This is a genomic window from Micromonospora sp. WMMD1102 (assembly GCF_029626265.1).
In the GTDB taxonomy this organism is placed as follows: domain Bacteria; phylum Actinomycetota; class Actinomycetes; order Mycobacteriales; family Micromonosporaceae; genus Plantactinospora.
The window spans coordinates 4,940,827-4,964,144 of record NZ_JARUBN010000001.1 but is presented as its reverse complement, the minus strand read 5'-3'; the positions used below and the strand labels follow the sequence as shown (position 1 = coordinate 4,964,144).

At 71.1% G+C, this 23,318-nt stretch carries 20 protein-coding genes and 1 tRNA gene; 14 read left to right on the top strand and 7 right to left on the bottom strand.

Annotated elements, in window-relative coordinates:
• Positions 1-529 precede the first annotated feature (529 nt).
• A tRNA-Leu gene (locus O7626_RS22280) sits at positions 530-602 on the bottom strand.
• Between the two features lie 86 nt (positions 603-688).
• Here O7626_RS22280 and O7626_RS22275 point away from each other — a divergent pair.
• The 8 genes from O7626_RS22275 (at position 689) to polA (ending at position 10,723) form a co-directional block, all read left to right on the top strand.
• The gene (locus tag O7626_RS22275) at positions 689-1,306 is read left to right on the top strand and encodes a response regulator (protein ID WP_278063052.1); all 618 of its coding nucleotides are present in this window, start codon (positions 689-691) and stop codon (positions 1,304-1,306) included.
• Between the two features lie 89 nt (positions 1,307-1,395).
• Positions 1,396-2,571, top strand: a complete 1,176-nt coding sequence (locus O7626_RS22270) for a hypothetical protein (RefSeq protein ID WP_278063051.1) — start codon at positions 1,396-1,398, stop codon at positions 2,569-2,571.
• A gap of 291 nt (positions 2,572-2,862) precedes the next feature.
• Positions 2,863-4,011 (top strand): branched-chain amino acid ABC transporter substrate-binding protein, encoded by a 1,149-nt coding sequence (locus O7626_RS22265; RefSeq protein ID WP_278063050.1) that lies wholly within the window; start codon positions 2,863-2,865, stop codon positions 4,009-4,011.
• Between the two features lie 61 nt (positions 4,012-4,072).
• Positions 4,073-5,056, top strand: a complete 984-nt coding sequence (locus tag O7626_RS22260) for a branched-chain amino acid ABC transporter permease (protein WP_278063049.1) — start codon at positions 4,073-4,075, stop codon at positions 5,054-5,056.
• Positions 5,053-6,201, top strand: coding sequence for a branched-chain amino acid ABC transporter permease (locus tag O7626_RS22255; protein WP_278063048.1), 1,149 nt, complete (start codon positions 5,053-5,055; stop codon positions 6,199-6,201). The genes O7626_RS22260 and O7626_RS22255 overlap by 4 nt, the downstream gene beginning before the upstream one ends.
• A gap of 70 nt (positions 6,202-6,271) precedes the next feature.
• On the top strand, positions 6,272-7,135 hold the full coding sequence (locus O7626_RS22250) for an ABC transporter ATP-binding protein (protein WP_278066260.1): 864 nt from the start codon (positions 6,272-6,274) through the stop codon (positions 7,133-7,135).
• On the top strand, positions 7,125-7,835 hold the full coding sequence (locus O7626_RS22245; RefSeq protein ID WP_278063047.1) for an ABC transporter ATP-binding protein: 711 nt from the start codon (positions 7,125-7,127) through the stop codon (positions 7,833-7,835). The genes O7626_RS22250 and O7626_RS22245 overlap by 11 nt, the downstream gene beginning before the upstream one ends.
• A gap of 200 nt (positions 7,836-8,035) precedes the next feature.
• Positions 8,036-10,723: a DNA polymerase I gene (polA, locus tag O7626_RS22240; protein WP_278063046.1), complete on the top strand. Its 2,688-nt coding sequence runs from the start codon at positions 8,036-8,038 to the stop codon at positions 10,721-10,723.
• An 86-nt stretch (positions 10,724-10,809) separates the two neighbouring features.
• On the opposite strand, the gene O7626_RS22235 is transcribed toward polA, so the two are convergent.
• From O7626_RS22235 to O7626_RS22220, 4 genes are all read right to left on the bottom strand, one after another.
• Entirely contained in the window at positions 10,810-11,247 is a 438-nt protein-coding gene (locus O7626_RS22235; protein WP_278063045.1) for a DUF3140 domain-containing protein, read from the bottom strand.
• Positions 11,240-11,416, bottom strand: coding sequence for a DUF2945 domain-containing protein (locus O7626_RS22230; RefSeq protein ID WP_347404805.1), 177 nt, complete (start codon positions 11,414-11,416; stop codon positions 11,240-11,242). The genes O7626_RS22235 and O7626_RS22230 overlap by 8 nt, the downstream gene beginning before the upstream one ends.
• 95 nt (positions 11,417-11,511) lie before the next feature.
• The gene (locus O7626_RS22225; protein ID WP_278063043.1) at positions 11,512-12,114 is read right to left on the bottom strand and encodes a Uma2 family endonuclease; all 603 of its coding nucleotides are present in this window, start codon (positions 12,112-12,114) and stop codon (positions 11,512-11,514) included.
• 4 nt (positions 12,115-12,118) lie between these two features.
• The gene (locus O7626_RS22220; RefSeq protein WP_278063042.1) at positions 12,119-12,988 is read right to left on the bottom strand and encodes a class I SAM-dependent methyltransferase; all 870 of its coding nucleotides are present in this window, start codon (positions 12,986-12,988) and stop codon (positions 12,119-12,121) included.
• A gap of 375 nt (positions 12,989-13,363) precedes the next feature.
• On the opposite strand from O7626_RS22220, the gene rpsA reads away from it, so the two are divergent.
• From rpsA to uvrB, 3 genes are all read left to right on the top strand, one after another.
• Positions 13,364-14,875: a 30S ribosomal protein S1 gene (gene rpsA / locus O7626_RS22215; protein WP_278063041.1), complete on the top strand. Its 1,512-nt coding sequence runs from the start codon at positions 13,364-13,366 to the stop codon at positions 14,873-14,875.
• Between the two features lie 146 nt (positions 14,876-15,021).
• Complete coding sequence (gene coaE, locus O7626_RS22210) at positions 15,022-16,251, top strand: dephospho-CoA kinase (protein ID WP_278063040.1); 1,230 nt, start codon at positions 15,022-15,024, stop codon at positions 16,249-16,251.
• Positions 16,252-16,647: 396 nt separating this feature from the next.
• Entirely contained in the window at positions 16,648-18,759 is a 2,112-nt protein-coding gene (gene uvrB / locus O7626_RS22205) for an excinuclease ABC subunit UvrB (protein WP_278063039.1), read from the top strand.
• A 58-nt stretch (positions 18,760-18,817) separates the two neighbouring features.
• Here the strand turns inward: uvrB and O7626_RS22200 are convergent, their stop codons facing one another.
• Positions 18,818-19,597, bottom strand: coding sequence for an SDR family oxidoreductase (locus tag O7626_RS22200; RefSeq protein ID WP_278063038.1), 780 nt, complete (start codon positions 19,595-19,597; stop codon positions 18,818-18,820).
• Positions 19,598-19,895: 298 nt separating this feature from the next.
• Here O7626_RS22200 and O7626_RS22195 point away from each other — a divergent pair, with 298 nt between their 5' ends.
• Positions 19,896-20,738, top strand: a complete 843-nt coding sequence (locus O7626_RS22195) for an STM4013/SEN3800 family hydrolase (protein ID WP_278063037.1) — start codon at positions 19,896-19,898, stop codon at positions 20,736-20,738.
• Positions 20,739-20,874: 136 nt separating this feature from the next.
• On the opposite strand, the gene O7626_RS22190 is transcribed toward O7626_RS22195, so the two are convergent.
• Positions 20,875-21,174: an antibiotic biosynthesis monooxygenase family protein gene (locus O7626_RS22190; RefSeq protein ID WP_278063036.1), complete on the bottom strand. Its 300-nt coding sequence runs from the start codon at positions 21,172-21,174 to the stop codon at positions 20,875-20,877.
• A gap of 107 nt (positions 21,175-21,281) precedes the next feature.
• Between O7626_RS22190 and pnuC the strand changes: the two genes are divergently transcribed.
• Both pnuC and O7626_RS22180 read left to right on the top strand, forming a co-directional pair.
• Positions 21,282-21,935: a nicotinamide riboside transporter PnuC gene (gene pnuC, locus O7626_RS22185; protein ID WP_278063035.1), complete on the top strand. Its 654-nt coding sequence runs from the start codon at positions 21,282-21,284 to the stop codon at positions 21,933-21,935.
• On the top strand, positions 21,932-23,158 hold the full coding sequence (locus tag O7626_RS22180) for an AAA family ATPase (RefSeq protein ID WP_278063034.1): 1,227 nt from the start codon (positions 21,932-21,934) through the stop codon (positions 23,156-23,158). Before pnuC ends, O7626_RS22180 begins: the two co-directional genes overlap by 4 nt.
• The last annotated feature ends 160 nt before the right edge of the window (positions 23,159-23,318 follow it).

Sequence of the window (23,318 nt, the reverse complement as noted above, 5' to 3'; positions counted from 1 at the left end):
GTCACATGGAGGTCGCTCCATGTGAGCGCTAACAGTGCGCCGGTATGTTACGGCCGTGTTCCGCAGTGCTCAACCTCGATGGATTACTGGAGATTGATCCTCATTCATCCGGTTCGGTTCCGCCGCTCGCGCCCGGTGGGGCGGAGCCGGGCACGCCGGACGTGGCAAGTGGATGATCGTGACAATCGGGCGAACCGCCCGTAACACTTTTTTGACCGGCGCTTCTTGCGGATGGGGCGAACCATCAACGGATCCCGATGTGCCGGTTGCCCGGATGGCGGGACGAACGGCCGGGGAAAACACTTTCCTGGCCGTACGCCGGCCGGGAAAACTCTTTCCTTGCCGGGATCACACCGGAGAATCGGCGTTGCCTCGTCCGGCGGTGCCGCTCCGGCGGCTGCGCGGGCGGCCCGCTCCCGCACCGACTTCTCGGCCCGAGGCGGTCCGGGTCTGCCGGCGGCGAGCGGGGCGATCGGGCGAGTGTCATTGTGATCATGCCTTTGAACAGGCATGACATGGATGTGTGCAGTGCCCCCGGTGGGATTCGAACCCACACTGTCGATCTTTTGAGAATCGCGCCTCTGCCGTTGGGCTACAGGGGCCTGGCGTCGATAAGACTACCCACTACGCTGAGGGCGGCGACACCCGGCTGGGCAGGTGTCGGAAACGTAGTTGGGGGTAGGGGCTCGTGGCCGACATTCAGGCTGGTACCGAGCGTAGGCGGGTGTTGATCGCCGAGGACGAGGCGCTCATCCGGCTGGACCTGGCCGAGATGCTGGTCGAGGAGGGCTACGACGTCGTGGGGGAGGCGGGCGACGGCGAGATTGCGGTGCGGCTCGCCGAGGAGCTGAAGCCCGACCTCGTCATCCTCGACATCAAGATGCCCATCATGGACGGGCTGGCCGCGGCGGAGCGGATCGCCGGTGGCCGGATCGCCCCGGTGGTCATCCTCACCGCGTTCAGCCAGCGGGACCTGGTGGAGCGGGCCCGCGCGGCCGGCGCCATGGCATACCTGGTGAAGCCGTTCCAGAAGAGCGACCTGGTGCCGGCGATCGAGATCGCGCTGTCGCGCTACTCGGAGATCGCCGCCCTGGAGGCCGAGGTGGCCGGCCTGACCGACCGCCTGGAAATCCGCAAGACGGTGGAGCGGGCCAAGGGCGCGCTGATGACGACGTACGGGATGACCGAGCCGCAGGCGTTCAAGTGGATCCAGCGCACCGCGATGGACCACCGGATGACGATGCGCGAGGTGGCCGAGCGGATCCTGGCCGAGGGGACCGGCGCGGAGCCGGCCGAGGCGGGCTGACTTCGGAGCGCGGCGCGACCTCGACCTACCCAGCCAGCGGAGTCGATCGAGGCCCCACGGCGCTGGTCGCCCGGGAATACACTCGGCCGATGTTCCCCGGTCGGCGTGGCATCGGTGCCACACTCCTCGTGGCCGTGCTGCTCGGCGCCGGATGTTCGGAGTCCGCGCCGGAACCGCCGCCCGAGCCTGTCCGGCCGCAGTGGCAACGGGTGTCCCTGCCGGCACCGCCCGGCGCACCCGGGCGACCCATGTTGCGCGACGTCACCGGCTGTGCCGGCCGGTGGTTTCTGGCCGGCGGAGTCGGCGGGGCGCCGGGAGAGACCAGGCCGGCCGCCTGGACCAGCACCGACGGGGCTTCCTGGACCGCGAAGACCCTGGAGCCGAAGGGCTACTACGGGCGGCGCAGCGTGCTCTACTCGGCCGCCTGCCGGGACGGCCGGGTGGCGCTCCTCGGCGACAAGCCGGGCGGCGCACACGGCAATCCCCGGGCCAGCAGCTGGCGGCAGCGCACGGACGGTTCCCTGGTCGAGGTCGAGGCCAGGTTCGAGCTGTACGGCGGGCCGACGGCGGTGAACGTGGCCCGGTTGGTCTCCGGCCCGCGGGGCTTCCTGATCATCGGCAACCGGTCCAGCGGGGTGGCGTCCTGGGTCTCCCCGGACGCCGCCGACTTCGAGATCATGGAAGGCGTGCCGGAACTGGCCACCGACGCCCGGGGCACGACCTGGGGCTTCGACGCCGTGCCGACTCCGCAGGGCTGGCTGATGGTCGGCGGCATCCTGCCGGCCGGCGGCCGGATCGACCGGGATCCGCTGGCCTGGACCTCGCCGGACGGCCGGACCTGGCAGCGCGACCCGGTGCCGGCGACCGAGGCGTACGAGGAGCTTCAGCGGGTCGTGCTGCTCGACGGGGCTCCGGTGGCGGTGGGTCTGCGGGGTGACCGGTTCGGGGCGTGGCGGCGCGGTCCGCAGGGTTGGGAGGCGGTCGGCGGGTTCGGTGCGCGCGGTTCGGCCGGTGCCCCGTCGGTCGGCGCGCTGACCGTGGCCGGGGACCGGCTGCTCGCCGCCGTCTCGGACGGGGCGGCGTACTCGCTCTGGTCCGGCACGGACGGGGGGCGGAGCTGGCGGCCGGTGACCGGTCCGGTGCCGATGCCGGCCGGCGCGGAGCGGGACGTCAGCGTCTTCGCCCTCGACGGTCGGGTGTTGCTGGTCACCGACGACGGCCGCGAGGCGGCGGCCTGGGCGACCCGGCTGACCTCCACGGACTGACCTCACCGAACTGACCCGGGACGGCGTGCGGCGAGGATCGGACAGCAGGTCGGATAAGGGGTGATGCCGGGCTCGGTTGTTACGGCTGTGGTCATCGGGGCGCACGTGTTCGTAACGGTTTGGCAAGCCCGCCCCCCAAACCTTTCCTGACCGAATGAGCCTCGGTACGCTCCGCCATCACGAGCCGTAACGCAGGTGGGCGACAACCGTGCGGTAACGAGGCTGTGCCGGCTACCGGCGACCCCCGTGACCAGGCAGTCGTCGCCTGCATCTTGAGGAGGTCAAGGAGCCGTGAGGCGTAAGTATGTACGGGCGCTGAGCACCACCGCCCTGGCGGCGGTTATGGTGGCCGCGGCCGGCTGCCAGGACTCGGGCGGCGGCGGCAGCACCGAGGCTGAGGCCTGTGGCGGCAAGATCGCGATCTTCGGTGCGTTCACCGGTGACAACGCGGGTCTGGTGATCCCGTCGCTGAACGGCGCCAAGCTCGCCGTCAAGCAGCACAATGCCGCGAAGCCGGACTGCCAGGTCACCCTGCAGGAGTTCGACACCCAGGGCGACCCCGCCGTCGCCACCCCGTTCGCGAGCCAGATCGCGGGCGACGCGTCGTTCCTCGGCGTCATCGGTGGGCACTTCTCCGGTGAGAGCGACGCGACGATGCCGGTCTACCAGGCTGCCGGCCTGGCCATGGTGAGCCCGTCGGCGACCCGGATCGACCTGACCCAGAAGGGCAACACCTCGTTCTTCCGGGTGGTCGGACACGACGGCACCCAGGCCGCCGCGGTGGCGACCTACCTCAAGGGCCAGAACGCGCAGAAGGTCTTCGTCGTCGACGACGGCAGCGCGTACGGCGCGGGCATCACCGCCGAACTCGGCAAGGTGCTCGGCCCGACGGTGGTGGCCACCGACAAGATCCAGGAGCGGCAGTCGCAGTTCGACGTCACCGTCTCCAAGATCAAGAGCAGTGGCGCGGACTACCTGTTCTACGGCGGCTACACCCGTGAGGCCGCTCCGCTGGTCCGGCAGATGCGCGCCGCCGGTGTGACCGCGAAGTTCATCGGGCCGGACGGTCTCTACGACACGGCCTTCCCCGAGGGTGCGGCCGGCGGTGCCGAGGGCGCCGTCATCACCTGCCCGTGCCTGCCCGCCGACAAGGCCGGCGGCACCTTCTCGGCTGACTACCAGAAGGAATACAGCATCCCGCCGGGCTCGTACGGTGCCGAGGGCTACGACGGGGCGAAGGTCTTCCTGGACGCCTTCGAGGCGGGCAAGCAGACCCGGAAGGACATCCTCGAGTTCGTCAAGACCTACGACAAGCAGGGTGTGTCGAAGTACATCAAGTTCGACGACAAGGGTGACGTCGACCCGAGCAAGGTCGTGATCTGGGCGTACCAGGTGAAGGGCAAGGAGATCACCGCGCTGCAAGAGCTCAAGATCAGCTGACCGGGTTCTTTGAGGGCGGCCGGGGGTGATCCCCCGGCCGCGCTCGATGCAAGGAGCATCTGTGAACTTCGACGAACTATTCGGCCACTTCGGCCAGCACACCGTCGACGGTCTCTCCAAGGGCGCGATCTACGCGTTGATCGCCCTCGGTTACACCTTGGTCTACGGCGTACTCCGGCTGATCAACTTCGCCCACTCCGAGGTCTTCGTGGTGGGCACCTTCGCCGTCCTCGGCGCCTGGACGGCCTTCGGGATGCAGGACCGTCCGCCCGCCGGGCAGGTCATCCTCTTCCTGATCATCGGCCTGATAGCCGCCGCGATCGCCTCCGGCGGCACCGCGCTGGTGCTGGAACGCGTCGCGTACAAACCACTTCGGAAACGCAACGCGCCGCCACTTGTCTTCCTGATCACCGCGATCGGGCTCTCGCTGGTGCTGGTGGAGGTCCTCGGCCTGCTGCTGCCGCGCATCGTCGGCGGCGTCTTCCCGACGCTGTTCGGCCGGGAGCGGCAGATCGTCGGCATGCCGACGATCATCGACCAGAAGCCGCTGATCACCATCGGCGACACGGCGATCACCAACGTGCAGGCGCTTGTCTTCTTCTCCGCGCTGGTGATGATGGCCCTGCTGGACTGGTTCATCAACCGGACCCGGTACGGCCGAGGCGTGCGGGCGGTGGCCCAGAACCCGGAGACCGCCGCCCTGATGGGGGTCAACCAGGATCGGGTCATCATGCTCATCTTCGTGCTGGGCGGGGTGATGGCCGGCGCCGCGGCACTGCTCTGGAGCGTCCGTTTCGGCTTCACCCAGAGCAGTCTCGGCTTCGTGCTGGGCCTCAAGGCATTCACCGCGGCGGTGCTCGGCGGCATCGGCAACCTGCGGGGCGCCCTGCTCGGCGGCCTCTTCCTCGGTCTGGTCGAGGTCTACGCCGCCACGCTCTACACCTCGGCCTGGGAGGACGTGGTGGCCTTCGTGGTGCTCATCGTGGTGCTGATGTTCCGGCCGACCGGTCTGCTCGGCGAGTCGCTGGGGAGGGCCCGCGCATGATGGACAAGTTCCGGGCCGCCGAGGCCCGCCGCCGTGCCACCCTCTCCGGGGTCGCCGACCGCTGGTCCGCGCTGCCGACCTGGCAACGGGTCCTCGGAGTGATCGCGTTCATCGCCGTCCTCTACTACCTGCCGTACCTGGGCATCCCCGGCCTGACCTGGCTGCGCACCGACTCCATCGACGGTGGCAACAGCTGGGCGGGTGTGCTCTTCACCTGCGCCATCTACGTCCTGGTCGCGATCGGCCTGAACGTGGTGGTCGGGCTCGCCGGCCTGCTCGACCTGGGCTACATCGGGTTCTTCGCGATCGGCGCGTACAGCGTGGCGCTGTTCGGGTCGACGAACTCGCCGGTGGTCAAGTACCTGCAGCGGACCTTCGACCTCGAACCGACCTGGGCCGTGGCGTGGGCGGTCTGCATCCCGCTGGCCATCGCGCTCAGCCTGGTCTCCGGGGTGATCCTCGGCTGGCCGACGCTGCGGCTGCGCGGTGACTACCTGGCGATCGTGACGCTCGGCTTCGGCGAGATCATCCGGATCGTCGCCCGGAACCTCACCGGGGTGACGAACGGTGCCGCCGGGATCTCCGCGATCCCCGGCCCGCAGGGTGCGCCGTCCGCGGACAACACGATCTTCGGTCTCCAGGACCTCAAGCCCTGGTACTGGCTGGCGCTGACGGTCGTCCTGCTGATGGTCCTCGCCGTCCGGATGCTGGAGAACAGCCGGGTCGGCCGCTCGTGGCTGGCGATTCGGGAGGACGAGGACGCGGCGGCGGTGATGGGCGTGAACGGCTTCAAGTTCAAGCTCTGGGCGTTCGCCATCGGTGCGGCGCTGGGTGGCCTCTCCGGGTTCCTCTTCGCCAGTCGGAACGCCTTCATCGACCCGAGTCAGTTCAACGCCACCCTCTCGATCCTCTTCGTCGCGATGGTGGTGGTCGGCGGTTCGGGCAACATGGTGGGCGTGGCGTTCGGCGCGGTGCTGCTGGCGTACCTGCCGGAGCGGTTCCGGTTCGTCAGCGACTACCGGTGGGTGGCGTTCGGCCTCGCGATGGTGGTGGTGATGGTGCTGCGTCCGCAGGGTCTGATCCCCAGCCGGCGGCGTGCCCGCGAACTCCAGGACCGCGCGAAGGAGGCGAAGGCAAGTGTCTGAGACGACCTCTACGGAGGCCCGGGAGCCGGTGATCCCGAGCCAGCCCGGCCCGCGCCGGTTGCTGCTCGAGATGGACAACGTCGTGCTCCGCTTCGGCGGCGTGGTCGCGCTCAACCAGGTCAGCTTCCAGATCCACCAGGGCGAGATCCTCGGGCTGATCGGGCCGAACGGCGCCGGCAAGACCACCTCCTTCAACGTGATGACCGGGGTGTTCAAGCCGACCTCCGGGCAGGTGCGCTTCGACGGACAGCGGGTCAGTGGCCGGAAGCCGCCGGAGATCAGCCGGATGGGCATCTCGCGTACCTTCCAGAACATCCGGCTCTTCCCGGAGATGACCGCGCTGGAGAACGTCCTGGTCGGGACGGACTCCCGGCACAAGACAAGCGTGCCGGGTGCGCTCTTCCGGCTCTACCGGATCAAGCCCAAGCCGGAGGAACTGCCGGTGGTGGACTCGGAGATCCCGCTCCAGCGGACCTGGCAGCAGATCCGGCTGACCTGCGCCAAGATCTTCGGCATCTCCCGGCACACCCTGGAGGAGCGGGCGGCGGAGAAGAAGTCGCTGGAACTGCTCCGCTTCGTCGGCATCGAGGGCCGGGCGAACGAGGTGGCCCGGAACCTCTCCTACGGCGACCAGCGCCGACTGGAGATCGCCCGGGCGCTGGCCACCGAGCCGAAGCTGATCTGCCTGGACGAGCCGGCCGCCGGCTTCAACCCGGCGGAGAAGGAGCAGCTGCGCACGCTCATCCGGCAGATCCGCGACCGGGGACACACCGTGCTGCTGATCGAGCACGACATGCGCCTGGTCATGGGCGTCACCGACCGGGTCGTGGTGCTGGAGTTCGGCACCAAGATCGCCGAGGGTACGCCGGAAGCGGTCAGCCGAGACCCGCGGGTGATCGCCGCCTACCTGGGGGAGCCCGTCGATGCTGCTTGAACTGGACAACGTCACGGTGGCGTACGGCCGGATCGAGGCCCTGCACGGGATCAGCCTGCACGTCGACGAGGGCGAGGTGGTGGCCCTCATCGGCGCCAACGGCGCCGGCAAGACCACCACGATGCGGGCGATCTCCGGGATCCGGGGGCTGTCCGGTGGGGCGATCCGGTTCGCCGGTGAGGACATCAGCCGGCTCCGGGCCGACCTGCGGGTCGGCCGTGGCCTCTGCCAGTCTCCGGAGGGTCGGCAGATCTTCCCCGGCATGACGGTGCTGGAGAACCTGGACATGGGGGCGTACACCCGGCGGGACAGCGCCGGCATCGCCGCCGACCTGGAACGGGTGTTCGGGTTGTTCCCCCGGCTGGCCGAGCGGCGCAAGCAGGCCGGTGGCACGCTCTCCGGCGGCGAGCAGCAGATGCTGGCGGTCGGCCGGGCCCTGATGAGCCGGCCGAAGCTGCTGCTGCTGGACGAGCCCTCGATGGGGCTGGCCCCGCTGGTGATCAAGCAGATCTTCGACATCATCACGGAGATCAACCAGCAGGGCACCACGGTCCTGCTGGTCGAGCAGAACGCCCAGCAGGCGCTCTCCCGGGCCCACCGGGGGTACGTGCTGGAGACCGGCCGGATCGTCAAGGAGGGCACCGGCCAGGAGCTGCTGCACGACCCGGCGGTCAAGGAGGCCTATCTCGGCGTCGCCTGATCCCGCGTGCGACGAGAGCCCCGGCCCGGTCACCCCGGCCCGGGGCTCTTCCGCGCCTGGCCCGGCGCTCTTCCGCGTCCGGCCCAGCGCTCTCCGCGTGCTCCGGCCCCGAGCGTCGCTTTCGCCCGCGGGCCGGGCGGGGCCGGGCGGTGGCCCGGCGGTGGCCGCCCTGTCGGGGGTGCGGACTAGAGTCCCTTAGCGTGACAGCCTCCACGCCGCGCCTGCTGCTGCTCGACGGTCATTCGCTCGCATACCGGGCGTTCTTCGCCCTGCCGGTGGAGAACTTCTCCACCACCACCGGGCAGCCGACAAACGCGGTCTACGGCTTCACCTCAATGCTGATCAACGTGCTCCGCGACGAGCGCCCCACGCACATCGTGGTGGCCTTCGACGTCTCCCGTCGCTCCTTCCGCACCGAGCGCTACGCGGACTACAAGGCCGGTCGCTCCGAGACGCCGGGCGAGTTCGCCGGGCAGGTCAGCCTGGTCAAGGAGGTGCTGGCCGCGCTCCGGGTGCCGACGGTGGAGATGCCGGGCTACGAGGCCGACGACGTGCTCGCCACCCTCGCCGCCCAGGGCCGGGAGGCGGGCATGGAGGTGCTGATCTGCACCGGTGACCGGGACGCGTTCCAACTCATCGACGACCGGGTGACCGTGCTCTACCCGCGCAAGGGCGTCTCCGACCTGGCCCGGATGGACCGGGCGGCGGTCACCGAGCGCTACGGCGTCGGCCCGGAGCAATACCGCGACCTGGCCGCGCTGGTCGGGGAGACCAGTGACAACCTTCCGGGCGTGCCGGGGGTGGGCCCGAAGACGGCGGCGAAGTGGATCGTCCAGTACGGCGGCGTCGAGGGTGTCATCGCCCGGGCCGACGAGATCAAGGGCAAGGCCGGCGACAACCTGCGCGAGCGGCTCGCCGACGTGATCCGGAATTACGAGATCAACTGCCTGGTCTCCGACCTGGAGCTGTCGCTGCGGGCCGAGGATGCCCGCTGGGCCGGCTGGGACCGGGAGGCGGTGCACCAGGTCTTCGACACCCTGGAGTTCCGCATCCTGCGGGACCGTCTCTACCAATACCTCGACGCGGTGGAGCCGGAGGCCGAGGCCGGGTTCGACCTGGCCGGCCGGGTGCTGCCCACCGGCGAGGTGGCCGGCTGGCTGGCCGAGCACGTCCGGCCCGGCATCCCGGTCGGGATCGCGGTCGCCGGCTCGTTCGGCCGGGGGACGGGCGCGCTGACCGGGGTCGCCCTGGCCACCGCGACCGGCACGGCGGGCTGGTTCGACCCGGCCGGGCTGACCTCGGAGGACGAGACGGCGGTGGCGGACTGGCTGGCCGACCCGGAACGGCCCAAGGTGCTGCACGACAGCAAACCGGCGCTGCTCGCCTTCGCCGCGCACGGCTGGACGCTGCACGGGGTGCACCGGGACACCGCGCTCGCCGCCTACCTGGCCCGCCCGGACCAGCGCTCCTACGACCTGACCGACCTGGCCCTGCGCTACCTGCACCGGGAGCTGAAGGTCGACGCGCCGGAGACCGGCCAGCTCACCCTCGACGGCCTCGGCGACGACGGCGAGGTCGAGCAGAACCTGATGCTCCGGGCCCGGGCCACCCTGGATCTGGCCGACGCCCTCGCCGCCGAGCTGTCCCGGGACGGTGAGCAGTCCACCCGGCTCATGGCCGAGGTGGAGCAGCCGCTGGTCGACGTGCTCGCCGCGATGGAGCGGACCGGCATCGCCGCCGACACCGACTACCTCTCCGAGCTGGAGGCGCACTTCGCCGGTGAGGTGAAGGCGGTCGCCCAGGCGGCGTACGGGGTGGTCGGGCGGGAGTTCAACCTCGGCTCGCCCAAACAGTTGCAGGAGATCCTCTTCACCGAGCTGGGCCTGCCCAAGACCAAGAAGATCAAGACCGGCTACACCACCGACGCCGACGCCCTGCAGTGGCTCTACGCGCAGCAGCCGCACCCGCTGCTGGAGCACCTGCTCCGGCACCGCGACGTGGCCCGGCTCAAGTCCACTGTCGACGGCCTGCTCAAGTCGGTCTCCGACGACGGCCGGATCCACACCACGTTCCACCAGACGGTGGCCGCCACCGGACGGCTCTCCTCCACCGACCCGAACCTGCAGAACATCCCGATCCGCACCGAGGAGGGCCGGCGGATCCGCCGCGCCTTCGTGGTCGGGCCGGGCTACGACTGCCTGCTCACCGCCGACTACAGCCAGATCGAGATGCGGATCATGGCGCACCTGTCGGTCGACACCGCCCTGATCGAGGCGTTCAACTCCGGTGCCGACTTCCACGCCGCGACCGCGTCCTCGGTCTTCGGGGTGTCGGTGGGCGAGGTCACCGCCGACCAGCGGCGCAAGATCAAGGCGATGAACTACGGCCTGGCGTACGGACTGAGCGCGTTCGGCCTCGGCCAGCAGCTCGGGATCGCCGCCGACGAGGCACGTGCCCTGATGGAGGAATACTTCAGCCGCTTCGGCGGCGTCCGGGACTACCTCCAGTCGGTGGTGCGCAAGGCGGTCAAGGACGGTTACACCGAGACCATCCTCGGCCGTCGGCGCTACCTGCCCGACCTGGTCAGCGACAACCGGCAGCGCCGGGAGATGGCCGAGCGGATGGCACTCAACGCTCCGATCCAGGGCTCGGCGGCCGACATCATCAAGGTGGCGATGCTGCACGTCGACAGCGCGCTGCGGACCGCCGGCCTGCGTTCCCGGATGCTGCTCCAGGTGCACGACGAACTCGTCTTCGAGGTGGCGCCCGGCGAGCGGACCGAGTTGGAGGCGCTGGTCCGACGGGAGATGGGCGGCGCCTACCCGCTGGCCGTACCGCTCGAGGTCTCCGTCGGCGTCGGGTCGGACTGGAACAGCGCCGACCACTGACGCCGACCACCCGGAGCCGAGCCGGGGCCGAGCCCGGAGCGCCGAAGGCCGGAGCCGGAGCCGAAGGCCGGGAGCCGGGGCCGAGGTCAGCCGCGGCGGTTCCGGCTGGAGGAGCGCTCGGCTTCCCGGTGCCGTTGCTGTGCCTTCCGGGACGGTCCGCCGACCTGCGGCAGCGGCGCCTTGAGCGGGTCGTGTCCCCAGTTCATCAGCGAGTACCGCCACCTGGTGTTGCGTACGTCGCCGGCCGGTCGTTGCGCCATGTGCCGCCGGACGTACCCGACCACCTTGCGCATGTGCGCGAAGTCGCGGTCGGTGAACTGGTTCGCCCGCTTGCGCAGCAGGTCGATGATCCGGCGGCCGGACTCGTGCCCGACGGACTCGCCGCCGCCCTTGCCACCCCTGCGCCAGCCCGCCGCCTTCGAGTCGTCGGTGTCCAGCCACTTGCCCAGCTCGCCCGGGTTCATGTTGACGGCGTCCCGGAACTCCCGGACGGTGTCCCGGCCGTCGTCGGCGCGACTACTCATCGAACAACGCCTCCGATCTGTGCACCGCGTCCCGTCCCTCGTCGGTACGGACCCGGTACTGCGGATCCTCCTGCGACGCGGCGACCGTCCGCTGCGCGGCGTACGTCCGTTCGGTGATCTCCTCCTGCACGGTGCCGTATGCCCTGGAGCCGTGGCTCCGCCAGCTCACCCGATCGCCCCTGCGCAGCTTCCTCCGCTCTGGCATACGGCGGACTACCCGGCTGCCCCGGGCGGTAACCCGCGACGGCGCGACGGGACGGGGAGCTACGGGGTGATCTCGGTGATCGGCAGTTCGACCGGGAACGGCTGGGTCAGCTCCAGCAACTCGTCGGCCTCGGCGAGAAGTTCGTATTCCCGGTTCCCGCTGCGTCCCGGCCGGTCCGCCAGCCGGTACGCGTAGACCCGGACCGGGTTCTGCTCGACCCGCCAGTAGCCGGCGATGCCGGCGCCGGCGTATTCGGCCGGCTTGCTGAACCGGTCGGTGCGCCGGGTCCCCGGCGAGACGACCTCGACCGCGAGCACCACCTCGTGCGGCAGCAGGAAGTGCCGGTCATCCGGAACCTCCGCCCGGTAGACCAGGACGTCCGGTTCCCGGGTGAAGTCCCGATCCAACGCGACGCCGACCGCCTGGGCCGCCCGCAGGTGCGCCGGTGCGTGGTCGCCCAGCCAACCCCGCAGCAGGCTGGAGACATCTTGATGGCCCAGCGTGGGGGCGGGGACCACGTGGATGACTCCGTCGACGAGTTCGACCCGGGGGGCGTCCGGCGGCAGGCGCAGCAGGTCTTCCAGCCGGTAGCCGGCCTGGCGCTGCCGGACCGGGTCCGGCTGCCACGGCCCGGGCATCCCGGCCACCCGCGCGGCGCTCATCCGGTCAACTTACCGAGCCGGACCGATGCCGGCCGGACCCGTTGTCCGGTTTGTCGCAGACGAAGATGGCGGTACCGGGGAAGAGCCGGCCGCGCAGCGGGCTCCACTGCCCCCAGACCTGCTCGTGCCCCGCCGGCCACTCCGGCTCCAGTACGTCGCGGAGCAGGAAACCGGCGCCGACGATCTCGCGTACCCGGTCGCCGAGGGTGCGGTGCTGCTCGACGTAGCTCGGTGTGCCGTCGGCGTCCTGCTCGACGTAGGGGCGGCGGTCGAAGTACGAGTGCGTGGCGACCAGCCCACCCTCGCCCGGGTCGTCGAGGAAGATCCACCGCATCGGGTGGGTGACCGAGAACACCCACCGGCCGCCGGGGCGGAGCACCCGGTGCACCTCGCGCAGCGCCGCCGCCGAGTCGGCGACGAACGGGATCGCGCCGAACGCCGTACAGACGATGTCGAAGCTGGCCGCTCGGAACGGCAGGGCGAGGGCGTCGGCCTGGACCAGCGGGACGCGTACCCCGGAGGTGGTGGCGCCGAGTGCGGCGTGCCGCAGCATGCCGGCGGAGAGGTCGAGCCCGACCGGCCGGGCACCCTCGGCGGCCAGCCAGCGGGCGGCCGAGGCGGCGCCGCAGCCGAGTTCGAGCACCCGCCGGCCGGGCAGCTCGCCGAGCAGCCGGGCGTCGGCCTCGCGCAACCCCTCCGGGCACCACACGAAGTCCGCGTCGCCCAGGAAGGCGCCGTGCTCGGCCTGGTAGGCGTCGGCGTCCGCGTCCCACCAGCGGCGGTTGGCCCACCGACTCTCCCGGTCGCTGACCGGGCGCCGGAGCACTCCGGGCGGGTCGTCCTCGGCCACGCCGGCCAGGCTGTTCTCGGACATCCCGTCACGGTAGTGCCCGGGGCGGGCGTGGACGCCCGTCGGGTACGCCGCGCACCCGGTGCTCGCCGTCCCGCGCTCGCCGGCTGGTCGGCGGGTACCGGTCGCGTGGTGCTCCGGCGAACTCTTCCCGAGCAGTGGACAGCGGATCTCATCACCTGCGGGGAGGGCTTGCATGCTGTGGTAATGCGCACGGTAAGCTGTTCGATGCGCTCGCGGATCGTGTGCCTCGGCAGGGAGAAGGTCCGCGGTCGTCGGATTCATCCCAGCGGTCGGAGCAGTGGCCGCCCGGAGACCTGACGACGGGTCCGCAGGCGTAAACGGGTCACCGCGACACAAACCTGCTGTGACATCCATCCGACCGGAGCAACCGCCCACATGACGAGCAGCATCGAGGCCCCCTCGAGCGCCACCAAGGTCACCGTCGACGACCTCGGTTCCGAGGAAGCTTTCCTCGCCGCCATCGACGAGACCATCAAGTACTTCAACGACGGCGACATTGTCGAAGGCACCGTCGTCAAGGTCGATCGGGACGAGGTCCTGCTCGACATCGGCTACAAGACCGAGGGTGTCATCCCCTCGCGCGAGTTGTCGATCAAGCACGACGTCGACCCCGCCGAGGTGGTGTCGGTCGGTGACCACATCGAGGCCCTCGTCCTCCAGAAGGAGGACAAGGAGGGGCGGCTGATCCTCTCGAAGAAGCGTGCCCAGTACGAGCGCGCCTGGGGCACGATCGAGAAGATCAAGGACGAGGACGGTGTCGTCCGCGGCTCCGTCATCGAGGTGGTCAAGGGCGGCCTCATCCTCGACATCGGGCTGCGTGGCTTCCTGCCCGCCTCCCTGGTCGAGATGCGTCGGGTGCGGGACCTCCAGCCGTACGTCGGCCGGGAGCTCGAAGCCAAGATCATCGAGCTGGACAAGAACCGCAACAACGTGGTGCTGTCCCGCCGTGCCTGGCTGGAGCAGACCCAGTCCGAGGTGCGCACCGAGTTCCTCAACAAGCTCCAGAAGGGCCAGGTCCGCAAGGGCCTCGTCTCCTCGATCGTCAACTTCGGCGCCTTCGTCGACCTTGGCGGCGTGGACGGCCTGGTGCACGTCTCCGAGCTCTCCTGGAAGCACATCGACCACCCCTCCGAGGTCGTCGAGGTGGGCCAGGAGGTCGAGGTCGAGGTGCTGGACGTCGACCTCGACCGCGAGCGGGTCTCGCTCTCGCTCAAGGCGACCCAGGAGGACCCGTGGCGGCAGTTCGCCCGTACCCACGCGATCCAGCAGATCGTGCCGGGTAAGGTCACCAAGCTGGTGCCGTTCGGTGCGTTCGTCCGGGTCGACGACGGCATCGAGGGTCTGGTGCACATCTCCGAGCTGGCCGAGCGCCACGTGGAGATCCCGGAGCAGGTCGTCCAGGTCGGCTCCGACGTCATGGTCAAGGTCATCGACATCGACCTGGAGCGTCGGCGGATCTCGCTCTCGCTCAAGCAGGCGAACGAGGGCTTCGTCGAGGGCGAGGAGCACTTCGACCCGACCCTCTACGGCATGACCGCGACCTACGACAACGAGGGCAACTACATCTACCCGGAGGGCTTCGACCCGGAGACCGGGGAGTGGCTCGAAGGCTTCGACAAGCAGCGCGAGACCTGGGAGACGCAGTACGCCGAGGCTCGTACCCGCTGGGAGGCGCACACCAAGCAGGTGCAGAACTCCCGGGCGGCCGACGCCGAGGCGGCGGCCAACCCGACCGCTCCGACCGGCGGCGGCAGTGGTGGCGGCGGCGGTGGCGGCACCTCGTCCAGCAGCCCCGCTCCCGCCCGCCAGGCGGAGGAGCCGGCCGGCACGCTGGCCACCGACGAGGCGCTCGCCGCCCTGCGGGAGAAGCTCGCCGGCGGCAAGTAGCCGACGGGCACAGCACACGCACGCGGCGAAGGCCCGCTTCCACCGACCGGCTCGTCCGGTCCGGGGGAGGCGGGCCTTCCCGCATTCTCCGGACCGGCCGGCCGACCGGGCTTGGTGGCTGGCGGCCGATCCGGTTGACTGGACCGGTGCTGAAGGTCGGACTGACCGGTGGGATCGGATCGGGAAAGAGCGTCGTCGCAGCCCGGCTCGCCGACCTCGGGGCGGTGGTGGTCGACTCGGACCGGATCGCCCGGGAGGTGGTCGAGCCGGGCACCGACGGGCTGCGCGAGGTGGTGGCCGAGTTCGGCGCCCGGGTGTGCGCGGAGGACGGCAGCCTCGACCGGGCGGCGCTCGGGGAGATCGTCTTCGCCGACCAGGCGGCGCGGGCCAGGCTGGAGGGGATCGTCCACCCCCGGGTACGCCGGCGCAGCGCCGAGCTGGTCGCCGGGGCGGCCCCGGACGCGATCGTGGTCAACGACGTACCGCTGCTGGTGGAGGGCGGGCTCGCCCCGACGTACCACCTGGTGCTTGTGGTACGGGCCGCCGAGGCGACCCGGATCGGGCGGCTGGTCCGGGACCGGGGCATGACCGTCGAGCAGGCGGTCCAGCGGATCCGGGCGCAGGTCGGGGACGAGTGGCGGGCAGCCGCTGCCGACGTACTGCTGGACAACGACGGCGAGCTGGCTGAACTGCACGCCGCGGTGGACGCGCTATGGCGGGACCGGTTGACGCCGTACGAGCGGAACGTCCGGCAGCACCGGCCGGTACGAGTCAGCCGGGTGCGACTGGTCGAGCCCGATCCGAGCTGGCCGGCCCAGTACCGGCGGCTGGCCGCCCGGATCCGGCACGTCCTGGCCTCCACCGGGGTACGCGTCGACCACGTCGGCTCGACCTCGGTGCCCGGCCTGGCGGCCAAGGACGTCCTCGACCTCCAGCTGGGCGTCGCCACGCTGGCCGAGGCCGACGCGTTGGCCGACCGGCTCGCCGACGCCGGCTTCCCGCGTTGTCCGGGCGACTGGTGGGACAACGCCCGCTCGTCCGGCGGGGCCTCCGAGGCGGCGGTGCCGGGGCGGAGCTCCCGGTGGGAGAAGCGGCTGCACGGCAGCGCGGACCCTGGCCGACCGGTCAACCTGCACGTCCGGGAGATCAACTCGCCGGGCTGGCGGTTCGCCCTGCTGATGCGCGACCACCTGCGGGCCGACCCGGGGCGCCGGGCCGAGTACCTGGCCGTCAAGCGGCGGCTGGCGGCGGCCGGCCCGGATCTGGACGCCTACGCCGAGGCGAAGGAGCCGTGGTTCGACCTGGAACACCGGTATGCCGAAGAGTGGGCGGCGACCGCCGGCTGGCAGCCGGGCCCGGCCGACGAGGAGAGCTGACCGGGGCGCGCGCAGCCGCCCCAGGTGTAAGGAAGGGCCCCCGCTTATCGTTTTCTGTTGTAGCGGGGGCCCTTCCTTACACCTGGGCGGTGCGGTGCGGTGTGGGCGGGGTGCTGGTGGGGGTGGCACGCGAAAAAGGGCGCTCGCGGCGGCCGGTCTGCGCTCTCGCGCGACCACAGCGGTGCGCTCGCCGGCCTGAGCCGGGGCTGCAACCCCTGCGCCGGATGCGACACAGCCGGTGTGGCGGCTGTTGTCGCAGACCCGGTCGGCCGCCGCGAGCGGCCTACCCTAGAACGGTAGCGCGGTGATCTTTGCCACACAATGACCATATTGAAGCCGGTCGTGTACCCACCGTGGCCCGGCGGCTTGTCACACCGTCGGCGTACGGTTGAGGTCATGGCGCTCGACATTCCGCGGCTCGACGGCCGCTTCCAGGTGGTCTCCGAGTTCCAGCCGTCGGGCGACCAGCCGGCCGCCATCGACGACCTGGAGCGCCGGGTGCGGCGGGGCGAACGGCACACCGTGCTGCTCGGCGCCACCGGCACCGGCAAGAGCGCGACCTCCGCCTGGTTGATCGAGCGGTTGCAGCGCCCCACCCTGGTGCTGGCACCCAACAAGACGCTCTGCGCCCAGCTCGCCAAGGAGTTCAGCGAGCTGCTGCCGAACAACGCCGTCGAATACTTCGTCTCGTACTACGACTACTACCAGCCCGAGGCGTACATCCCACAGACCGACACCTACATCGAGAAGGACTCCTCGATCAACGAGGAGGTCGAGCGGCTGCGGCACGCCACCACGATGTCCCTGCTGACCCGCCGGGACGTGGTGGTGGTCGCCACCGTCTCGGCGATCTACGGCCTGGGCACCCCGCAGGAATACCTGGACCGGTCGGTGCGGATCCAGGTCGGCCAGGAGGTCGAGCGGGACAAGCTGCTCCGCCGGCTGGTCGACGTGCAGTACACCCGCAACGACATGGCGTTCAACCGGGGCACCTTCCGGGTCCGGGGCGACACCCTGGAGATCATCCCGGCGTACGAGGAGCTGGCGCTCCGGATCGAGTTCTTCGGCGACGAGGTGGAGAAGCTCTACTACCTGCACCCGCTGACCGGGGAGGTGGTCCGGGAGGTCGACAACCTGCTGATCTTCCCGGCCACCCACTACACCGCCGGCCCGGAGCGGATGGAGCGGGCGCTCGCCGACATCGAGGTGGAGCTGGCCGAGCGGCTCGCGGAGCTGGAGCGGCAGGGCAAGCTGCTGGAGGCGCAGCGGCTGCGGATGCGCACCACCTACGACGTGGAGATGATGCGCCAGGTCGGTTTCTGCTCCGGCATCGAGAACTACTCGATGCACATCGACGGCCGGTCGCCGGGCAGCGCCCCGCACTGTCTGCTCGACTACTTCCCCGACGACTACCTGACCGTGATCGACGAGTCGCACGTCACCATCCCGCAGATCGGCGGCATGTACGAGGGCGACGCCTCCCGCAAGCGGATGCTCATCGACCACGGCTTCCGGCTGCCCAGCGCCGCCGACAACCGACCGCTGCGCTTCGACGAGTTCCTGGACCGGGTGGGCCAGATGGTCTTCCTCTCCGCCACCCCCGGCCCGTGGGAGCTGGAGCAGGCCCAGGGCGAGGTGGTCGAGCAGGTGATCCGGCCGACCGGCCTGGTCGACCCCGAGGTGGTGGTCAAGCCCACCAGGGGGCAGATCGACGACCTGATGCACGAGATCAAGCTGCGCACCGAGCGGGACGAGCGGGTGCTGGTCACCACGCTGACCAAGAAGATGGCCGAGGACCTCTCCGACTATCTGCTGGAGCACGGCATCCGGGTCCGCTACCTGCACTCCGAGGTCGACACGCTGCGCCGGGTGGAGCTGCTGCGCGAGCTGCGCAAGGGCGACTACGACGTACTCGTCGGGATCAACCTGCTGCGGGAGGGGCTGGACCTGCCCGAGGTGTCGCTGGTGGCGATTCTCGACGCCGACAAGGAGGGCTTCCTGCGCAGCGGCCGGTCGCTGATCCAGACCATCGGCCGGGCCGCCCGGAACGTCTCCGGCCAGGTCCACATGTACGCGGACAAGATGACCCCGTCGATGGCCGAGGCGATCGAGGAGACCAACCGGCGTCGGGCCAAGCAGGTGGCGCACAACGAGGCGAACGGGATCAGCCCGGAGCCGCTGCGTAAGAAGATCCACGACATCCTGGACGACATCTACCGGGAGGCCGAGGACACCGAGGGCGCCACCACCAGGGTCGGCGGCGCGGTCCGGCAGATGTCCCGGGGCAAGGCGCCGGTGAAGGAGACCCGCAGCCGGGGCCGGGTCGGTGCGGCGCCGGCCCGGGAGGGGATGGCCCGTGCCGAGCTGGCCCAGCTCATCCAGGAACTCAACGACCAGATGCTGGCCGCGGCCCGCGAGTTGCAGTTCGAGCTTGCCGCCCGGATCCGCGACGAGGTCTCAGAGCTGAAGAAGGAGCTGCGCGGCATGGACGCCGCCGGAGTCAGCTGACTCCGCCGCCCTCCGCTCCGGCCGGGCCGATGTGTGCCGGCCGGAGCGGGTGGAGTGGTCAGCCGTAGCGGTTGAAGCCGCCCTCGGAGTCGATCACCTGGCCGGTGACCCAGCCGCCGTCCGCCGAGCAGAGCCACTCGACGAGCCGGGCCGCGTCGTCCGGCTGGCCCCACCTGCCGCCCGGGAACAGGTGACCGCCCGCTGCCAGGTCCTCCGCCGAGGCCCATCCGGTGTCGGTGGGGCCGGGGTTGACGCAGTTCACCGTGATTCCCTGCGGCATCAGCAGGCAACCCAACTGCCGGGTCAGGTTCTCCACCCCGGCCTTGCTGGCCGCGTACGCCAGTTCGGTCGGCATCGGACCGAGTCGTTGCCCACTGGAGAAGAGGACCAGCCGGCCGCCGGAGCCGGCCCGGAACGCCGCCGCGAACGCCTCGGCCAGCAGCAGGTTGGCCCGGACGTTGACCACCAGGTGCCGGTCGACCTCGTCCGCGTCGAGCGTGCCAAGCGCGGTCCCGGTCGAGTACGTGTGCGCGGAGACGACGACGTCGAGCCGGCCGTGTGCGCGTACCGCCGTCTCGACCAGTTCGGCGGGGGCGGTCGGCGAGGTCAGGTCGGCGGCCCGGAACCGGGTCACGTCGGGATCGCCGGTCAGCTGTTCGAGTTCGGCGAGCAGTCCGGGGATGCCCTCGGGGTCACCGCCGTACGGCTGTGCCTCGTCGTAGCCGGGCAGGCCGGTGAGCTGTAGCCGGTAGCCAGTCGCGGCGAACCTGCGGGCGACCGCCGCGGCGATCCCGGCCCGACGGCTGACCCCGGTTATCAGGGCGACCCGTTCTTCCATGCCGCAGAGTCAACCCGATCCGCCGGGTCACGGCCAGTTCCGGCACGGTCCGTCGGCGAGCCGACCGGGCGACCGCCCACTGTGGACTATGTCCGGTACGCACCGGCCAGGCGTTCGCACCGGGACTGGCCACCGCACCGGCCAGGCGTTTCGTACCCGACCTGGTCGCCACAGCGGACCGGTCGTCGTGGCTGACCCGCCGGGTGGGCCGGCCGGCAGGGGGCCAGTTGCGCGGGCGACGGCGGCACCGGGCAGCATGAGAACCGCACGACGTGACCGAAAGGTGGAGAGGGCGGCAATGAGGGAGCTGATCGGCAGCCACGACCTGTTGTTCGTCACCCTGGACACACTCCGGTACGACGTCGCGGAGGAGTTGGCCGCCGCCGGGCGTACCCCGAATCTGGTGCGCGCGTTGCCGGGCGGGGTGTGGGAGCGCCGGCACAGTCCGGCCAGCTTCACGTACGCGGCGCACCAGGCGTTCTTCGCCGGCTTCCTGCCCACCCCCACCGCACCCGGCCCGCACCCCCGGCTCTTCGCGGCAGCCTCCCCGGGCAGCGGGACCACCGGTGAGCAGACCTGGATCTTCGACGCCCCGGACGTGGTCCGGGCGCTCGCCTCGGCCGGCTACCACACCGTCTGCGTCGGCGGGGTCGGCTTCTTCAGCGGCAGGTCCCCGCTCGGCGGGGTGCTGCCGGCACTGTTCGCCGAGGCGCACTGGGAGCCCGAGTTCGGCGTCTCCGCGCCGCGCTGCTTCGAGGCGCAGCTCGACCGGATCGGCACCGTGTTGCCGACGGTGCCGGCGGAGCGGCCGCTCTTCCTCTTCGTCAACGTCGCCGCGATCCACCAGCCGAACCGGCACTACCTGCCGGGTGCCGACCGGGACAGCCGGGAGAGCCACGCCGCCGCGCTGGAGTACGTCGACCGGCACGTCGGCCGGCTCTTCGCCCTGGCCACCTCCCGGGACCGGCCGTGCCTGGTGTTGATCTGCGCCGACCACGGCACCGCGTACGGCGAGGAGGGGCAGAGCGGTCACCGGCTCGGTCACGAGGTGGTGTGGACGGTCCCGTACGGGCAGTTCGTCATCGAACCGGGTGACTGGGGCAAGCCCGGCGACTGGCCGGGGTCGGACCACTCCGGATGACCGGCCCGCCGGAGCGTACCGGCCGCCGCGCCTGACCGAACCGAACCGGACCGGGCCGGGCCGGACCGAGGCGGACCGGGCCGGACCGAGGCGGGCCGGGTCGCCGGCGACCGCGGCATTGTCGGCGGTGCGGGCGTCAGGCCGTCGCCGGTACGTCGGTGAAGTGCTCGACGACCGGCGGGGCCGCGAAGTACGGGCCGATCAGCGAGCGCCAGGTGTCGAAGCGGTCGGTCGCCCGGAAGTTCTCCAGGTGTGCCTCGACCGAGTCCCACTCCACCAGCAGCACGAACCGGGACGGCGACTCGATCCCCCGGGTCATCCGGACCGACCTGCAGCCGGGGGTGCCGGCGAGCGTCGCACGACCCTTGGCGTACGCCTCGGCGAACGCCTCCTCCTGACCGGCCAGCACGTCGATAAGCGCAACCTCGAGCACCACGACCAGAGGATGACACGGATCGGGCCGGGCTGGTCGATCGGGGTATACCCGTCCCGTCCACCGGTACCTACGGTAGGAACTCCGGAGGATCTTGCGGGAGGTGCGGCATGCTCGACTGGCTGACCGGTACGGCGTTCACCGTGGCGGGTGCCCCGACCAGCCGGGCCGAACTGCTCGGCTTCGCGACCGGCGTACTCAACGTCTGGCTGCTGACCCGGCAGAAGATGTGGAACTGGCCGGTCGGCATCGCCAACGTGCTGCTGCTGATGGTGCTCTTCTGGACCGCCGGGCTGTACGCCGACGCCGGCCTCCAGATCGTCTACGTCGGGCTCGGCCTCTACGGCTGGTGGGCGTGGCTGTTCGGCGGTGCGCAGCGGAGCCGTCTGGTGGTGAGCCGGACCGGCCGTCGGGAGTGGACGGTGCTGGTCGCCGCCGGTGCGGTACTGACGCTGCTGCTCTGGCTGCTGCTGGACCGGGCGACCGACTCGACGGTGCCGTTTCCGGACGCGGTGACCACCGCGCTGTCCCTGATGGCGACGTACGGCCAGTGCCGCAAGCGGGTGGAGAGCTGGTGGATCTGGATCACCGCCGACCTCGTCTACATCCCGCTCTACGCCTACAAGGGGCTCTATCTGACCGCCGGGCTCTACCTGGTCTTCCTCGGGCTCTGCGTGCTCGGGCTGCGTAACTGGCGGGCGGACCTGCGCCGGCTCTCGGCAACCGCCGCCCGGCCGATGGCGCCCGGCCCGGCCCCGGCATGACCGCCGGGCACGACGGCAGCCCGCCGGCCGCACCGCGCTCCGGTCGGGCGGTCCGGCCGACCGCGCCGAACACCGGCAACTTCTCCGGCACCCCGGCCGTGCCCCGGCCGCGTCGGGGCGCGGAGGTTCCGGGCCCGTCGCGGGCGACGAGCGGAGCGCCGGAGTTCGGCCACGGGCTGGTGGTGGGGAAGTTCTACCCGCCGCACGCCGGGCACCACGCGCTGATCGCCGAGGCGGCCCGCCGGTGCGCCGCGGTCACCGTGCTGGTGGCGCCGTCCCGGCGGGAGTCGATCCCGCTGGAGCTGCGGCTGGACTGGCTGCGCGAGGTGCACGCCACCGACCGGCACGTCCGGTTCGTCGGCCGGTACGACGAGCATCCGGTCGACTACGCCGATCCGGCGGCCTGGGACGCGCACTGTGCGGTGTTCCGGGCGGCGCTGGGCGGCAGCCTGGTGGACGCGGTCTTCTCCTCGGAGGCGTACGGGGCGGAACTGGCCCGCCGGTTCGGCGCGGTGGACGTACCCGTCGATCCGGCCCGCAGTGCGGTGCCGGTCTCCGGCACGGCGGTCCGGGCCGACCCGGTGGCGCACTGGGGGATGCTCAGCGCGCCGGTGCGGGCCTGGTTCGTCCGCCGGGTCGTCGTGGTGGGTGCCGAGTCGACCGGTACCACCACGGTGGCGCGGGCGCTGGCCGGGCACTACCGGACCGACTGGGTGCCGGAGTACGGCCGGGAGTTGACCGCCGCCAAGCTGGACCGGCTGCGCCGGACCGATCCCGATGCGACGATCTTCGACGTGGTCTGGGACCGGGCCGACTTCGTCACGGTGGTCCGGGAGCAGCAGGCCGCCGAGGATGCCGCCGCCCGGCGCGGCGGGCCGCTGCTCTTCTGCGACACCGATGCCCGGGCCACGGCGGTCTGGGAGGAGCGGTACCTCGGTTCGACCTCGCCCCGGGTCCGGGCCGCCGCCCGCCGACCCGACCTGTATCTGCTGACCGACCACCGGGGCGTGCCGTTCGCCGACGACGGGCTGCGGGACGGCGCGCACCTGCGGGGCTGGATGACCGAGCGGTTTCGCACGGTGTTGGCCGAATCCGGGGTACCCGTGATCGAACTCACCGGTCCACTTCCGGACCGGCTCCGGACGGCGATCGGAGCCTGCGACGACTTGCTGGCGGCCGGTTGGTCCCTTGCCGACCCGATACTGCCCCGGCAGAGCAACTAGGGTCCTAGGATGGTCTACGGGAGGTGATCCGGGTACCGCCGACCGGGGGAGATGCGGAACGGGCGGGGAATGGTGAACAATGGCGCTGTAGGAGGGGAGTATTCCTTCGCGACGGTGTCGTCAACACGGTCGTCCGCCGGTAGACCGGCGCGAGGACCCG